The following is a 15,349-nucleotide window of genomic DNA, read 5'->3' on the forward strand; positions in this document are numbered from 1 at the left end:
GTGATTGCCGTGGATCAGACGGATGCTCGCACCCGACTCCACCTGGCGCGCCTTCTTCTCCTCTCGGGCCTCGTCGCTCTCGCCTTCATCGCCATCGGCTTCCTCTCGTCCAGCCAGGCCCACGCCGAGACGGCACCCCCGTCGGGTGGCCTGCTCGGCGGTGCCACGTCGGCCGTCGGCAAGACGGTCTCGGGTGTGACCGGTGCTGTCGACAAGCCCGTCGCGTCCGTCGGCTCGACCGCGGGAGCCGCTGTCAAGGCGGTCACCGGCTCTGTCGCGAAGGCGACCGCCCCCGTTCAGCCCGTGCACCAGGTGGTCGTGAAGGCCACCCCGGTCGTGACGAAGCCTGTCCAGGCCGTGTCGACCGTCACCGCATCGAAGCCCGTCGGCACCGTCGTCACTCCGGTCGCGCAGACCGTCGACAAGGTCGTCGCGGCCGTCCCGGTGGTCGCACCCGTCGTCCACGCTGTCGCGGGCACCACCCCCGTCGAGACCGTGACCACCCCGGTCAGCTCCGGCGTCGACGACGTCGTGTCGACAGTCGGCGAGAGCGTCTCGACGGTCGGCGACGGTGTCGCCGAAGGGACGGACGGCGGCTCGACCGGAACGCCGGCACTGCCCGTTCCGACCATTCCCGGGTCCGACATCCCGACCCCTGCCGCCCACGGCTCCGTCGCTGTCGTGCCGGCAACCGACGGCTCGGCTGCCATCTCCCTCGCTTCTTCCGACAAGGTCGCCGCCAGCCTCGAGGCCGCTGAACAGGGCGTCTCGCACACTTCCGGCTTCCTCGTCGCCCCTGCCGAGACCAGCGCCACCACCTCGGCTTCCGCTGCCGAACCGGTCACTCCGGCCCGCTCGCCCCTGGCACCCGAGGCCCCGGCACCGGCGGCCCCCGCAGCCACGTCGAGCGCATCGGCCGCCCAGGGCAGCAACGGCAACGGCAGCTCCCCCGCCGCGACCGACGGTTCGGGATTCTCGATCCTCCTCGCCGCCGGCCTGGCCGCGCCGAGCACGTCTTCCGAGATCCCCTCGGACCCCACGTACGACTTCGACACCTCACCCGACTGACGGTCCGCTCCCTGCCCCTCTCGGAGGCAGATACGCGACCACCGCTGCTCCGGACGCACCCCGTCAGAACAGCAACCGCACATCCCGACTCCGGGATGGCGGACCATCAGTCAAATTTGTGGAGTCATCATCATGAACAAGTACGTCTCGCGCGGACTCATCGGAGTCTGCTTCGTCGGAGGCCTCTGGGCCTGCGGCACGGTCGCCGCCAACGCGGCCACCACCACCGGTTCCGACGGCGTGGCCTCCGGCACCCAGGTGCTCGGCACAGTCACCGCCCCGGTCACCGCATCGGGCAACGCCCTCAGCATCGTCGGCCACTCGACCAGCACGCCTCCGGCCGCGACGGCTCCGGCCGCTCACACGGCACCGGTAGCACCCGCCGCATCGGCACCTGCCGCACCCGCCGCTTCGGCGCCCACCACGACCGGCGTCGGCGGCCTCCTCTCCGGCACCCAGGGCATCGTGTCGGTCGCCGTTCCCGTTCACGTCAGCGGAAACGCGGTGAGCGTCGCAGGGCATTCGACCAGCGCAGGATCCACGGCCACCGCCCCGGCACCCGCCGCCCCGGCCGCCTCGCCCTCGACCACCCCCGCCTCTGGCACGGCGCACTCCGGCAGCACCACCTCCGGTGCCGACTCGGTCGCCTCCGGCACGCAGGTCGCCCCCGACGTCGCCGCTCCGGTGACCGTCAGCGGCAACGCCATCTCCGTCCTCGGCGACTCGCACAGCGCGGGCTCGACCTCGGCGCCCACGACCGGCACTGCGCCGGCCGAGGGGACCGGCAGCACGACGACCGGCGCTGACAGCGTCCTCGGGGGCACGCAGGCGCTCATCGGGCTGGACGTGCCGATCACGGTCGCCGGCAACAGCGTCTCCGTCCTCGGCGACTCGAGCAGCACCGGCTCGACCACCGGTACCGGCACCACGACCGGTACGACTCCCACCGCCGGCTCCGGCAGCACCACCACCGGTGACGACGGCATCGCCTCGGGCACTCAGATCGCCCCCGACGTCACCGCCCCGGTGACGGTCGGCGGCAATGCCATCTCGGTCCTCGGCGACGCCACCACGGCCGGAACCACCACCGGCACCGGAACCGGCACGACGACGGGAACCGGCTCCTCGGCCGGTACCGGCTCGACCACCACCGGTGACGACAGTGTCGCCGGCGGGACGCAGATCGCCCCCGTGATCACGGCCCCGGCGACCCTCGGCGGCAACGCCATCTCGGTCCTCGGCGACGCCACCACGACCGGAACCACCACCGGCACGGCTCCTGCCACCGGAACGAGCTCGACCGGCAACAGCACCACGGGTGACGACGGGATCCTCGGCGGCACCCAAGTGATCCCGGTCGTGACCGCACCGGTCACCGCGGGCGGAAACGCCGTCAGCGTCATCGGCGACACGACCAGCACCGGCACCACGACCGGCGCCACCGGTACGGGCTCGACCGGCGGAGCCGGCAACACGACCACCGGTGACGGCGGCATCCTCGGCGGCACCCAGATCGTGCCGGTCATCACCGCCCCGATCGACCTCGGCGGCAACGCCGTCACCGTCATCGGCGGCTCCACCACCACGCCGACCACGGGAACCGACCCGTCCACGCCCGTCACCCCGGTGACGCCCACGGACCCCGCCACCCCGGGCACCCCGGTCACCCCGACGGCCCCGGCCACACCGGGCAACCCGACCACCCCGGGCGACACCGGCTCGACGACCACTCCCATTGTCGTCGCCTCGACCGCTGACGGTTCAGTCGCCAGCACCGGTACCGTGACGGCCGCCGCCCTCGGTGGCAGCACGGTCCTCGCCTCGGGCGTCACCCCGGCGGCAGCCGGATCGCTCGCCTACACGGGGAGCAACACCCTCCCTCTCGTGGGTGGCGCACTCGCGCTGCTGCTCGCCGGTCTCGCGCTGGCGCTGGTCACCCGTCGCAAGGCGGCCCGCCTGTAACACCACCGGGGCATGCGCCGTGGGCCGGATCAGGGCCCACGGCGCATGCCCCTGCCTGCGAGCGGCCGTCTCTGGTTCTCCCTCTTCCGTCTTCTCGGCATTTTCCCTAGACTCGATACAGGTAATTTGTTTGTTACCTTTACTAATTCGATGCGCCAAGGCGACGAGACGAAGCAGGGTTGCTATGAGCTCTCCCACATCCGACGACACGACAGCAGCCGCCGAGGCGCGCGCTGTGCCGGCCTTCTCCCTGAGCCGCCGAGGGCTTCTCGGAGGGGCAGCGGCGGGTGCCGCGTCTCTCGCGGTACTCGCCTCGGCCCGGCCCGCGTCGGCCGCGCCGCTCCTGTCCGCCACGAAGGATCCGAGAGCAGAAAGGGCGAGACCGGCGAGCGCCCTCTCCTCGCAGCAGAATGCCTTCCTGTTCCTCGACGCGCGGTTAGACGAGTACGGCGGCGGAACACAGCTCCGCCTCCCCCGCAGCTACGCCGGGGGGTTCTTCACCACGCCCACCTTCGACTTCGTGTCGTCGTTCGCGTACGACGATGCGCTGGTCATCCTGGCCTACCTCGCTCGGGGCCTTCGCCGCGACGTCACGCGCGCAACGCTCCTCGGCGATGCCCTCCTGTACCTGCAGGCGAACGACCCTCTGGCCGACGGTCGCACCCGGGCGTCCTACCAGCCCGACAACTTCCCGGTCGCGTCACCTCCGCGCCCGCTCGACATCGGGTCGCCGGCCGCGTTCACCGGAAATCAGGCGTGGGTCGGCATGGCGTTCGCTCACCTCTACAAGGCCACCCGGTCTCGACGATTCCTCGCCGGTGCCCTTCGTCTCGGCCAGTGGATTCGAGAGAACGCCCTCGACGTCACCCGCGCGCCCTTCGGCTTCACCGGGGGTCGAGACGCCGACGACAACCCGTTGACCTTCAAAGCCACCGAGCACAACATCGACGTCGCCGCCTTCTTCACCCAGCTCGCGCAGTTGACCGGTGACCGCACCTGGGGCAAGGACGCCCGCGTGGCCCTGTCGTTCATCGCGGCAATGCAAGACGGCACCGACTCCCACCTGTGGACGGGCACCAACCCCGACGGGGTCACGACGAACTACTACCCCATTCCCGAAGACGTCCAGAGCTGGGCGTACCTGGCGACCCGAGACCGCCGCTACGCGCCCTCCCTCACCTGGGTGACCGACAATCTCACGGCGACAGACGGGCCCTACACCGGCCCGTCTTTCAGCAACACCGACACGAGCAAGGTGTGGTTCGAGGGCACAGGCCAGCTCGCTCTGGCCCTTCGCACACGGAACGCCCCCGGTGACGCGGCCCGAGTGCACCAGCTCCTGAAGACGCTTCGCACCGCTCAACGGGAGCAGCCCAACGGAGACGGGAGAGGCATCGTCGCCGCCTCCAGCGACGGCCTCGACACCGGGTTCGGCGACCTGTACTACTCGAGCCTGCACACCGGCGCAACCGCTTGGTATCTCCTCGCCCTCACGGGCTCCAACCCGTTCCGGTTCAGCCGATGGAACGGACTGGCCCGATGAGCTACGCCGACGGCCTCTCCCGCCGGGGCTTTCTCATGGGATCAGCGACCCTTGCCGGGGCGGCGCTGACGACCTCCCTGCTGCACGCGTCTCCCGCTCATGCGGCCGCAGCCGCAGCGCCGTCGGCGACGTCGATCGCCAACGGATACGCCTTCCTGCAGAGCAGGTTCAACCAGTACGGTTCCGGCTCGACTCTGCGCGTGCCGCAGAGCTACACGGGCGGCATCGAAGGCGCGAACGGGTTCGTCTCGAGCTTCGCGTACGACGACGCGATCGTGATCCTGGCATGGCTCGCCAGCGGCACCGCGGCGAACATCCAGCTGGCGACGGTCCTCGGCGACAGCCTCCTCTACGCGCAAGACCACGACCCTCTCGGCGACGGGCGAACTCGCGCCTCGTACCAGCCGAACCCGTTCATCACCTCGTCCGGCGCTCCCTACATCGGCTCGGCCGCAGCGAACACCGGCAACCAGGCCTGGGTGGGGATCGCCTTGGCCCGGCTGTCGAAGGTCACGGGGCAGACGCGGTTCCTGCAGGGTGCCCTGACACTCGGCAACTGGATTCAGACCCACACCTGGGACGCCGCCAAGTCACCCAACGGCTACACCGGCGGCCGCGACGCCAGCAACACCGCATTGACCTACAAGGCCACCGAGCACAACATCGACATCGGCGCGTTCTTCACCATGCTCGCGACCCTCACCGGCGCCGCCGTCTGGACCACCCGCGCCACCGCCGCCTTCGCCTTCGTCGCCGCGATGAAAGACACTGCGACCGGACACCTGTGGACGGGCACCAACACCGACGGCACCAGCATCAACCGCACCCCGATACCCGGAGACATCCAGAACTGGGCCTACCTCGCCACGGCGAGCTCGAACTACTCCCCCGCAGTCACCTGGGTCAACAACACCCTCACCACTACCGACGCCGGCCTCACCGGAAGCAGCTACAGCGACGCCGACACGACCAAGGTATGGCTCGAAGGCACGGCGCACCTGGCTCTCGCCGTGCGAGCCCGGGGAGCCACCGGCGACCCCGCTCTCTACAGCAAGCTCATGACTACGATCCAGACTGCCCAAGCCACCGCTCCCACGGGCGACGGCCTCGGAATCGTCGCCGCCTCGAGCAACGGCCTCATCACGGGGTTCGGTGACACCTACAACGCGACCCTGCACCTCGGGGCCACCGCCTGGTATCTCCTGGCCGCCCAGGGCGCTAACCCGCTCCGCCTCTGACACCCCGATGGAGCGCAGGATCCCGGCGCCTCGTCCGCACGCACCACCCTTCGGCGCCCCCCTCACTGGCGTCGGCAGCACCACCTCACGACTGAGTAGCCTGCCCATCGATGGTCATCGAGCGGCTCTCCGCCAAGCGACGATCATGCCGGGCAGCCTGGTCAGCACGACGACTCCCGCCGCGAAGCAGAAGGTGACGACGTAGGGGCTCGGCGACGGGGCCCTCATGGTCGCGGCAATGGAGGGTTCCAGCGCCACGAGGGGCACGTACACAAGCGCACTGATCAACCCCCGAAGCCACGAGAGGCTCTGGGCACAGAAGATCGCGTCGACAGCCCAGAACCCCAGGAAGACGATCAGCCACCCCACGACGATCGCCAGGATGAGTCCACCGCCGACAGTCGAATGGCTGATCAGGTAGGCCGCGAGGGCGACGGGCCAGAGCCCGAGAATGCCCAGAGCGCCCGCGATGAGAGCCTGCGGCAGGGCGGAGAGTGCGCTTCTCCGGAACGGTGTCCGTTGGGAATCGACGGACGGCTCCGGGGACGAGCTCACGAGAGGGGACCCATCATGTGCGTGATGATCATCAGGTGCTCGCGAGTCTTCACCCGGTCCAGGTGCTGCACGTCTTTCGGGCCCCCGAGGGCCAGCAGCGGAACGTGGCCGAAGATCGTGTCGGCGTCGACGGGGGCGAGTTTCGCCACGGCGTCACGGTACAGAGGCTGATCCAACCTCGTATCGAGAAACGTCTCATCAGCGAGCCAGCGCGGAAGAAGGGAGAACTTGCTCGAGACGAGCTCGTGGGTTCCCTGGCGAAAGTTCAGGAGGCCGAACGACTGCTCGGCGGTGTCCCAGATGATGACGTCACCGAATGCACTCTGGAAGATCGGCACCGCAGTCGCGATCCCTGTGTAGGAGGACGAGATCACGACCGAGCAGTCATAGGGGTCGACGACCCTGATCAGCCCGTCAGCGAGGGTTCCGGTTCCTGCCTGCCAGAGAGCGACAACCTCCGGCGGCACCCGTGAGGAGAATCCCTCGATGACCGCCTTGGGCACACTACCCGTCTTCACGAATCCCTCGAACGGGGAATCGACCTGCTTCTTGCGACCGAACACATGTCCTCCTTCTCATATCAGAGGGGCACGTGTTGGTCCCCCCGGGGATGGAACGAGGCCGCTGACTCACTAGCGCCGCTGAGACCGTGACCCCCACCCCAAGAGCCACACTGCAGTCTGCTTACCAGCTTGTCCGGTTTCCTGACTATGTCAAAGTTGTCCGGCCCCGCCCGAAAGAACTAAGTTGACGCCGACTGACGTCGCTTGTCTGTGCCCACAACCGAGAGGCCTTCTGTGCGTAAGAGCTGGGAGGGTTAGCGTCGTCTACGACGTCAGCGGTCTTGAGCCAGCGTTACAGGCACGACTCCGAGATCCCGATGTCTCTCGCGATTGGGCTGATCGGGGATTCGCCCCGCCGAGCGACTGCGACGACGTCGCGACGGAACTCCAATGGGAATGCTTTGGGCACGTTGACCATCCTTCCGTGAGAAGCGAAATCCTCACAGCGCAGGTGACGTGCCCCACGGATTGGTTACCCGCAATGGTCTGAGAATCGGGCTTGTCCTGAGAGGCTTCACGCATGCCGAGACCCTTCCCTGTCGAGTTCCGGAGGAGAGCCGTCGCGCTCGTCCGGGCCGGCAAACCGATCACTACCGCTGCTGTCGAGTTGGGCGTGAGCGCGGCCGCCATCCATAACTGGGTCAGGCAAGACCAGATCGACCGGGGCGAGCGTCCCGGGATTACCACGCCGGAGAGCATCGAGTTGGCGAAAGCGAGGAAACGGATCCGGCAGCTCGAGGAGGAAGTCGCGATCCTCAAGAAAGCCTCGAAGCTGTTCGGAGAGGACCGGCCGCACCCAAAAGAGTTCACCCGGTGATCGACGCCCTCGTGGCTGACGGTCATCGGGCGAAGCTCTGCTGCCGGCTCCTCCAAGTCAGCAGCCCCGGTTATTACAAGTACAGAGCCCGTCCGATCTCGGCGACACAGATGCGCCGCCAATGGCTCACCGGGCTGATCCGAGAAGTCCACACGGCCTCACGGCAGACCTATGGGTCCCGCCGCGTCCACGCCGAACTCACTCTTGGCATGGGCGTCAGAGTCAGCGAGCGGCTCGTGGCGTTGCTCATGTCGCAGGCGAACATCGTTGGATTGCCGGGCCCAGCGAAGGTCAAACGGCTCCACGGCGTCGCCACCGCTGATGATCTCGTGCACCGCAAGTTCCATCGGCTGGCGCCGAACGAACTCTGGGTCACGGACATCACGGAGCATCCGACGCGAGAAGGGAAGGTCTACTGCTGCGCCGTGATGGACACGTTCTCGCGGAAGATCGTCGGCTGGTCGATCGACTCCGCCCAAGACACGCACCTCGTGGTCAATGCCCTCGACATGGCCATCAAGGCCCGCAAACCCGGTGCCGGCGGGATCGTTCACGCCGACCATGGCACGCAGTTCACCTCGTGGGCGTTCACGAACAAGATCAGGGCCGCGGGGCTGATGCCCTCGTTCGGCACGATCGGCGACTGCTACGACAACTCGATGATGGAGTCCTTCTGGTCGAGCATGCAGATCGAGCTGCTGAACCGGAAGAAGTGGCGCACCCGGGTGGACCTTGCGAACGCCATGTTCGAGTACATCGAGATCTTCTACAACCGCCAGAGACGCCACTCGAAACTCGGATACATCACGCCGATCGAGCACGAGCTACGCTTCGACAAAACCTTTATCACCGCCTGATCTTCAGACCGGCTCGGGTAACCAAGCCATAGGGCACGTCAAGGGTCAACCAAACCGACAGCAGTCCCGACTTCACGTATGTGCCCGTCTGGTCAGGGTTCGTCTACGTCGCGTTTGCGATTGACCTCTACTCGAGAGCGATCGTCGGGTGGGAGGCGTCGACGGTGAAAGACACCGCGTTCGTCGAAGCTTGCTTGAAGATGGCGCTGTGGCGGCGCGACCAACCGCAACGTCGAGCCCGGAATGATCCATCACAGCGACGCGGGCAGCCAATACACGTCCATCCGCTTCACCGAGACCGTCGCCCTCGAAGGCCTCGTCGCGTCGATCGGATCGGTCGGTGATGCCTATGACAATGCCGCGGCCAAGACCGTGATGGGGCTGTTTAAGAACGAGGCCATCCGCACCGGCTCCTTGTTCCGCGTCGGCCCGATTAAGACCCTGGCCTACGTCGAGTAGATCACGTTCAACTGGGTCACCTGGTACAACAACGAACGCCTGCACTCGTACCTCGGGAACGCCACGCCCGAGGAATACGAGGCCAGCTCCTGCGCTGGCCGAACCGGCCCGTCAGCCGACGACGCCGCCGACAAACCGGCGGCATAAAAACCGGGACGGTTCATCATGACGTGGAGCTACCCGGGACAATGCTTGCGTGACAATGGACGCATGACGGCCCAAGACGACAATCCAGCGGGTAACCAAGGAGATACCGTCCACACTCCGGCTAATCCGGACGGCAAGGAGACGATCGCAGAGATCGCCATGAGCGTGGCTGCGAAGAGCCATGATCTCAACGCTCGACTGAGACAGGGCGACGAGTAAACATCTGCCTCCACCCGGCCATACTTCCCTGATCGGCAGGGGATGCGGAGTCCGAGCGGCCGCAGAGGTCCTCCAAATGCCAGCATGCGCGATCCTGGATCTGTGGCGTGGACCCCATTGAGTCTGGTGGGGCTTCGCGCGCTTCGGCATTAGAGATACAGGCCCTGATAGCCCGGCATGTCCTCAGTTAGTGGCAGAGTCGTCGTACTCAAGCGACTCGATGGTCACCTCGTGTTCGACGTTCGGGTCGGTCGCCGGTTCGAGAGCGATCGTGATCGTGAACTGACCTTCAACTTCGGAATCGACGTGACCTTCGAGTTCATGCATGTCAGCGTCGATCTCGACCCACGAAGCCGCGTACTCACTTCGGTAGATCCCGGACAGTGTCGCGGTCATAGATCCATCGTCGTACTCGATGGCCAAGGAGTTGGGCTTCACGTGGCGAAGGCCCGACACGGCGAAGGGTTCCTGGTTCTCGTGCTTCCCTCGACCATCGTCCTCCACTCGGCCATCGAAGTCTTCCAACACTGCATCCATGGCCTCGCCCAAAGTCTGGATGAGGTCGACGTCGAACATGGTTTTGGCGATTTGGACACCAAAGCGCGAGCTGGCGTCTAGGCGAACAGCTACCTCATCTAGATATCCGAAACGGGCAATATCAGGGACTGCGCCCATGTCGGATACGAGCGGCAAATATTCGACTGTCGTGAAGTCGTCGCTTTGCGCGCGTGCAACGTGGAAGAGACGTTCGGCCAGCAGCCCCGCGTATTCTTGCGTGACCTCTCGGGTTACCTGGGTGTCATCCGCCGCGAGGAACTGCAGAAGCTGACTTTCCAGGCCCGACGCGGCAAACCACCGTTTGATTTTCCGGGTGACGGTGGGGGCTAGTTTCTGTGCCGTTTTAAGCCCACGACTGGTTGCGCCTGTCAGGACTGTGTTGCCCTTTCGCTGGTTGCACCGCGCAGCCGCCGCGTGGATTGGCGCCAGATTGGCAACGGCGTCGAGCTGAAACGTGTCGGGCAGTTCGAGATCGTGAAGCTCCTCTGGTGAAGCCGTCTTTGGAACGATGTGATCAATTTCGGCATCGCCCGATGTGGGAAGGGCTTCGTTGCACCACCAACACGTCTTCTCCCAGACCTCCCATAAGGCTAATCTCAGGAGGTTCCGCTTGCTCTTGTCCGAGGTGTAGGAGATTGTCTGGTGCTGAGGTGAGGCAGGCATCCACAAAGCCTATTGGGGTGCAATAGGCGTCGCGGGTCGGGGAGACGCACGTAGCTCTAGTGCCAACGAGGCGGCGGTGAACACGCCCCGATGACGCGGAGGCGTCTATGCGAAGTCGGCATGCCGAGCGCACAACATCGTGCGCCCGCAGTCGGCGACACGGTCGTGTGCCTCATCGACTTCTGACCGCGTGATGAAGCCCTCGCCTGCGGCATCAAACAGCAAGTGGCAGAAGTCCTTCACGCGCGACGTGCCCAGCTCTGGGCGCTTGGCGGCGAAGTTGTAAGCACGGCGGTCGTCGGTGACGAGGTATGCGCTTGTGTGGATGGCAGCGCTCATGCACTGCGCCTCGCCCAGATTCTTGTCGTCATCGTCGTCAAGGGAATTCATCAGCGTCTGCAGGCGGAAGGTGAGCCCGAGGTCGTAATCCGGTGCCGCAGCTCCAAGCCAAGCGAAATCGAGAACGGGTTGACACCAAGCCCGCGACTTGAGCATCGCTGCGCCGTCTTCTACTTCACCTCTCACGTGCTCGGTCCATCGAGGAGCAGGCCGGTGCCCGTGGAGATCTGGCAGGAGATGAAGCCGGCCGGAAGCCGCTGCGTGCTGGAGGCTGACCGCGTCGTAAATGACCGGCATGTCGGACGGAAGGACAGTCATGATCTACGCCGGCGTCGCCTCGTACGTCTCGTTTCTCGCATCTACGGTTACAGGTTCCGGCAGGATGGGCGGCATGTCCGACGAATCGACTTCGAGGGTTGCCCCGTAGAGGTCCTCGACGCTTTCCTCGGGAACACCCAGGAGACTTGCCACGGGAGCGGCTCCGACTGCGCCGTTCTGGAATGCACCGATGAGGGCACCCAGTAGGCGGCCAGGCAGAACGCTGCGCTCAGCAAGAGTCTCCGTGCGCGCATAGAAGCGCTTCTGGAGTTCCTCGTCTCCGAGGCGATTCGCGAAGCCGCTGACGCTCCCGGAGAGGACAAAGTCACGGCCTTCCGCGTTCGTACGGCCAAGATTGTGCAGGCGGAAGGTAGCTGTTTCGCGCGACACGTCACAGTCGAGCATCAAGCGAGCGACTGCATGAATGAGTGATCGGCTCGATGCGTTGATAGCTTCGTCGACCTTCTCCGGAGGTAAAAGGAATGCGGCCGCGAAGGCGTTTACAAACCTTTCCTCAACGCTGGAGGCGCGGAAGTTGGTGTCGCTTGTCACGGCGACTCCGCCCTGAATAAGGACGTGTCCTAGTTCGTGCGCCAACGTGAAGAGTGCGCGGGCACGAATCTGATTGGCATTGACGGCGATGAGTCGCAGGCGGGGGTCTGTGATCGCACCCCCTAGGACTGCGTCGTCGAACCGTTCCAAGAGGACATCGATGCCGAGCCTGTCGGAAATCGCGCGCGCAAGAACGTTGAATCGGGATGCGCCGTCAATGTCCACGCCCAGTTGATTCCGCGCCCAGGCCGCCAAGGCCGCAGACGACGCAACGTAATTGCGGAAGTCGACCGGCGGCTTGCTCTTCCAGTCCGGCACACTCTGCAAGGAGGGGGCGTCATCAATAGCCGTGACGAGTCGAGCCAGGCTGCGCAACCGTGCCACGAGGGGACTCGTCTGCGCGCGAGTCTCCTCCGCCGTCCGTGCTGCAACTGAGACCTCCGCAGCCAACGATTGCGGTTCGAGCAAAGCGAGTGGTGACAAGCCAAGGGCTTTGGCTATCGCAACGATCTCCTGAGCCTTCACAGCCCTGTTACCCGACTCGATCTGCGACATTGCGCTGCGGGAGATGCCGATGGTCGACGCCAAGACCTGGGATTCCATCCTGGCGGCCTCACGAGCAGACCGAATCAGGGCGCCAACATTCTCCACAAACTGAGCTTAACAGTGATTTCGATTTTCAAAAACCCCCCAGACGTGTACAGTCCTCCACCTCACGGCGCCGCACTAATCCGACCTGAGATATGGATTTCAGTAACTGCCAGCCGAGGGCCTCAATCCGAACGAGGCAATGGGCAAGGACGCGCACAACTCCCGAGAGACACGCCGACTTCGCGTTGAGTGGTCACCTTGGAGCCGTAGTGACGCCGCGAGATGCACGGATCCTGTCGGGGTGATTTACCCGGTGGCCGCCCCGCGCATTCAACCCGGCTGCATGAAGAGCGCGTTGCGACTGTCAATCGACCTCAATCGCCGCAATGTTTTGGCCAAGCTAGGTGAGAATCGTCCGTTCATAGAGATACGTCACAGCTTTCTATCAGCCTCCAAGACGGGCGGCAAACCTTCCCTCGCGTTCGTTGCTCGCTCCACGCCTCTTCACGACGTAATTTGGGCAGAAACCAAAAATCGGGCCTAAACCCCAAATCTCACCAAATCTGAGAGCGGTTCGCAAAAACAAGGCCCCTCGCCCACACGACAGCTGACAATCGCCAGACTAATTGTCCGAGGCAGCCCTTATTTTCCGGGGGTGTTCACGCTTTTTGTCGGACGGATTTTGATGCCTTTTTGTCCCGTTCCGCAGCTGCATTCGCCAACCTAATCTAAGCTCCAACAGCAGTCGACAGCCCGTCGATCTGAATCACCGTGGCGTGCGGATTATCCATCGACTGCCGATTCGTCGACGAACGCCTCTTCCGCGGGGCGCATGCCTGTGACTTCTCGGCCTAAATGGCAAATTCTCAATCTCGATGGCTGAGCCACGCCATTGATCTGGACTGCTGATTTAGCGTGGGTCCCGCCATGATGTCTAGAGCGAATGGGCGCAAGCTCGTTTCCGGAATGCCGAATAATCTGGCGGAGGCTAAGCGCGTGAAGAACGCAACTCGGCTCTGATCAGGTTGCCGAGAAGCCTCCGAGGTCTCTCGCGATCCGGCCGATCGGGGCTTCGCCCCGGCGAGCGACCGCAACGACGTCACGGCGGAACTTCAATAGGAATGCATTGGGCACGCGAGCCATCCTTCCGTCAGTACCGAAACCCGCACAGCGCAGAAGCCATCCAAACCGACAGCAGTCCCAAGCGGCCCGAAACCTGAACCCCACGCCATTACTATTTATGCTCGGGCAAGGTTGGGAGGATTGCCCGTCATGTAACCAGAAAAGTATTGGGGGGCAGACCGTATGAATATTGGATGTGTTTTGCAAAATACGCAGGTTGCGTTATGAGGCGGCTGCGCTATCCGGTAAATGAGCGATTCGCAGAGGCTTGGGCGCATCAAGTAGGCGTGGGCATCGGCGCTTTCGGGCTCCTAGCGGCAGCCGTTTTTGCCTTTAACGGAAGCGACAAGTCGTCTGTTCCTGCTTTAGCGACCTCGGGGAGCACGCTAGCGGGAGCCATAGTCGCGGCTTTCCTGGGACTTTCTTCGCCTGGAAGGTCTCGACTAATACTGTCGTTAGTTGGCTTCTTGTTTTCCGCCGTCGCGTCGATACTTTTTTGGGGCGTCGTAGGAGAAGCCTCGCAAATTCTTCTCGCTGTGCCGCCCTTGGTCCTGTTAGCACCCCTTGTGGTCGATCTTATTCTCACCCTTCAACAGCGTTCCCTCCACCGTCGCACAGTAAGACGATTGCTGAGGCGCCGTGATCGACGGAACCTCGACGGGACTGCCATCACACTTGCGCGAGGCATGACGGGGACTGAAGTACGGAACCTGCAGGAAAGGCTGAACTTAAGTCTTCCCGCACCCGTTCTCGCAATTTACACATGGCGCAATGGCCAACGGCCTAATAGTTCCCCAGGTGCTTGGCGAAAGGGGCGTTTCCCTGGGCTAAGTGAAGGCCTGAGTGCAGGCGAGAGGGAACTTAAGGCTTACAAGTCAAGAACGGGTGAAAGTCTTAGAGGAGAGACATGGATAGTCCTGGCAGATGCCAAGCCCTTCTATTTTGTACTTCGTCTGTCCGTCTTACGCCTGAAAGCGCCAGGGCTCGTGCTCATCGACGGTCAAACCTCCCTCGAAAATGCAACTACCGAAAGTCTTTCCGATTTTTTGCGAGAGTGGCAAATTTCGGCTCAAGATGAAGGGCTTTAGTCGCAGTGAAGCTGGCCCTCGCATTTGCTGGAAAAAGAGGCTGCGCCCACCCGTAGGGCTTGCGGAAGTCGGAGCCAAAGCGTTCTAGCGATTTGTACTGCATTGCCCGAAGCTCTGCTTTTGCGGACTCGTCGAACACGCCTGAATCGAGAATGCCCGTTGCTTACAGTTGACGAACCGTGCGCAAGGTGAAGGCCTCCCCATGGCGCGCAAAGCGTTCGACGAGTTCAGGGAATTCTGAGTCCGGGGCGCCGTATTTGGCCAATACGGCGGACTTGACAGCTAGCTCCTGAAGAGTTCGGACACGAGCCATAGCGCCTCCCGGAAATCCTCCTTCCAGAAGCCACGTCACCTCAGCGAACGTTCGCGGCGCAAGGGTCGCCTGCCCGCGAATCACATGGAGGAAGCCCTCAAGGACTTTCGTGTCCGCGGCCTCTTCGTCGGCGTACTGCCGGTCGAGGAAAAGGTCCAAATTGGTCGCCGCCCAGCTGACGGCTTCGACCGCAGATTCGTGAACGCGCCACGACGCCGCGAAAGCCGCACCGTGCGTGTCTTGAAGCCGTCGCCGGAAGTCAGCCAAGGGCGCGTCTTGAGTTTCGTCGTCTTGCCGCCATGCGTCATCGAAGCGGGTAAGAAACTCGGCTACCTCAGTCGTCTCGACATGATCCCTGGGTTTGCCGAACATTATGT

At 64.2% G+C, this 15,349-nt stretch carries 14 protein-coding genes and 1 pseudogene; 9 read left to right on the forward strand and 6 right to left on the reverse strand.

Annotation, left to right across the window (positions count from 1 at the left end; genetic code table 11):
• Window positions 1–9 precede the first annotated feature (9 nt).
• The 4 genes from EDF46_RS12295 to EDF46_RS12310 all read left to right on the forward strand — a co-directional run bounded on the left by EDF46_RS12295 (window position 10) and on the right by EDF46_RS12310 (window position 5,811).
• The gene (locus EDF46_RS12295) at window positions 10–1,068 is read left to right on the forward strand and encodes a hypothetical protein (protein ID WP_148061202.1); all 1,059 of its coding nucleotides are present in this window, start codon (window positions 10–12) and stop codon (window positions 1,066–1,068) included.
• A 132-nt stretch (window positions 1,069–1,200) separates the two neighbouring features.
• The gene (locus EDF46_RS12300) at window positions 1,201–3,030 is read left to right on the forward strand and encodes a chaplin family protein (RefSeq protein ID WP_123506616.1); all 1,830 of its coding nucleotides are present in this window, start codon (window positions 1,201–1,203) and stop codon (window positions 3,028–3,030) included.
• A 184-nt stretch (window positions 3,031–3,214) separates the two neighbouring features.
• Window positions 3,215–4,573, forward strand: coding sequence for a hypothetical protein (locus EDF46_RS12305; protein WP_123506617.1), 1,359 nt, complete (start codon window positions 3,215–3,217; stop codon window positions 4,571–4,573).
• Complete coding sequence (locus EDF46_RS12310) at window positions 4,570–5,811, forward strand: twin-arginine translocation signal domain-containing protein (RefSeq protein ID WP_158614236.1); 1,242 nt, start codon at window positions 4,570–4,572, stop codon at window positions 5,809–5,811. The genes EDF46_RS12305 and EDF46_RS12310 overlap by 4 nt, the downstream gene beginning before the upstream one ends.
• A 114-nt stretch (window positions 5,812–5,925) precedes the next feature.
• On the opposite strand, the gene EDF46_RS12315 is transcribed toward EDF46_RS12310, so the two are convergent.
• A complete protein-coding gene (locus tag EDF46_RS12315; protein ID WP_123506619.1) occupies window positions 5,926–6,366 on the reverse strand; it encodes a hypothetical protein in 441 nt (146 codons plus the stop codon).
• A complete protein-coding gene (locus EDF46_RS12320) occupies window positions 6,363–6,929 on the reverse strand; it encodes a T6SS immunity protein Tdi1 domain-containing protein (protein WP_123506620.1) in 567 nt (188 codons plus the stop codon). The genes EDF46_RS12315 and EDF46_RS12320 overlap by 4 nt, the downstream gene beginning before the upstream one ends.
• 520 nt (window positions 6,930–7,449) lie before the next feature.
• Between EDF46_RS12320 and EDF46_RS12325 the strand changes: the two are divergent.
• From EDF46_RS12325 to EDF46_RS18360, 5 genes and pseudogenes are all read left to right on the forward strand, one after another.
• Window positions 7,450–8,603: pseudogene (locus tag EDF46_RS12325) on the forward strand (IS3 family transposase).
• 80 nt (window positions 8,604–8,683) lie between these two features.
• Window positions 8,684–8,947 carry a DDE-type integrase/transposase/recombinase gene (locus EDF46_RS18935; RefSeq protein WP_123506621.1) on the forward strand — a complete coding sequence of 88 codons (264 nt, stop codon included), beginning with the start codon at window positions 8,684–8,686 and terminating at the stop codon, window positions 8,945–8,947.
• On the forward strand, window positions 8,847–9,062 hold the full coding sequence (locus EDF46_RS18555) for a hypothetical protein (RefSeq protein WP_199738296.1): 216 nt from the start codon (window positions 8,847–8,849) through the stop codon (window positions 9,060–9,062). The genes EDF46_RS18935 and EDF46_RS18555 overlap by 101 nt, the downstream gene beginning before the upstream one ends.
• A complete protein-coding gene (locus EDF46_RS18940; RefSeq protein WP_123507093.1) occupies window positions 9,063–9,209 on the forward strand; it encodes an IS3 family transposase in 147 nt (48 codons plus the stop codon).
• A gap of 63 nt (window positions 9,210–9,272) precedes the next feature.
• Window positions 9,273–9,428, forward strand: a complete 156-nt coding sequence (locus tag EDF46_RS18360; RefSeq protein WP_158614237.1) for a hypothetical protein — start codon at window positions 9,273–9,275, stop codon at window positions 9,426–9,428.
• A gap of 183 nt (window positions 9,429–9,611) precedes the next feature.
• On the opposite strand, the gene EDF46_RS18020 is transcribed toward EDF46_RS18360, so the two are convergent.
• The 4 genes from EDF46_RS18020 to EDF46_RS12355 form a co-directional block, all read right to left on the reverse strand.
• Complete coding sequence (locus EDF46_RS18020; RefSeq protein ID WP_148061203.1) at window positions 9,612–10,649, reverse strand: HNH endonuclease; 1,038 nt, start codon at window positions 10,647–10,649, stop codon at window positions 9,612–9,614.
• A 105-nt stretch (window positions 10,650–10,754) separates the two neighbouring features.
• Window positions 10,755–11,306, reverse strand: a complete 552-nt coding sequence (locus EDF46_RS12345) for a hypothetical protein (protein ID WP_148061204.1) — start codon at window positions 11,304–11,306, stop codon at window positions 10,755–10,757.
• 3 nt (window positions 11,307–11,309) lie between these two features.
• Window positions 11,310–12,509 (reverse strand): ImmA/IrrE family metallo-endopeptidase, encoded by a 1,200-nt coding sequence (locus tag EDF46_RS12350; RefSeq protein ID WP_123506624.1) that lies wholly within the window; start codon window positions 12,507–12,509, stop codon window positions 11,310–11,312.
• Window positions 12,510–14,822: 2,313 nt separating this feature from the next.
• Window positions 14,823–15,344: a DUF5677 domain-containing protein gene (locus tag EDF46_RS12355; protein WP_148061206.1), complete on the reverse strand. Its 522-nt coding sequence runs from the start codon at window positions 15,342–15,344 to the stop codon at window positions 14,823–14,825.
• Window positions 15,345–15,349: the final 5 nt, after the last annotated feature.

Source organism: Frondihabitans sp. PhB188 (genome assembly GCF_003752365.1).
GTDB lineage: Bacteria > Actinomycetota > Actinomycetes > Actinomycetales > Microbacteriaceae > Frondihabitans.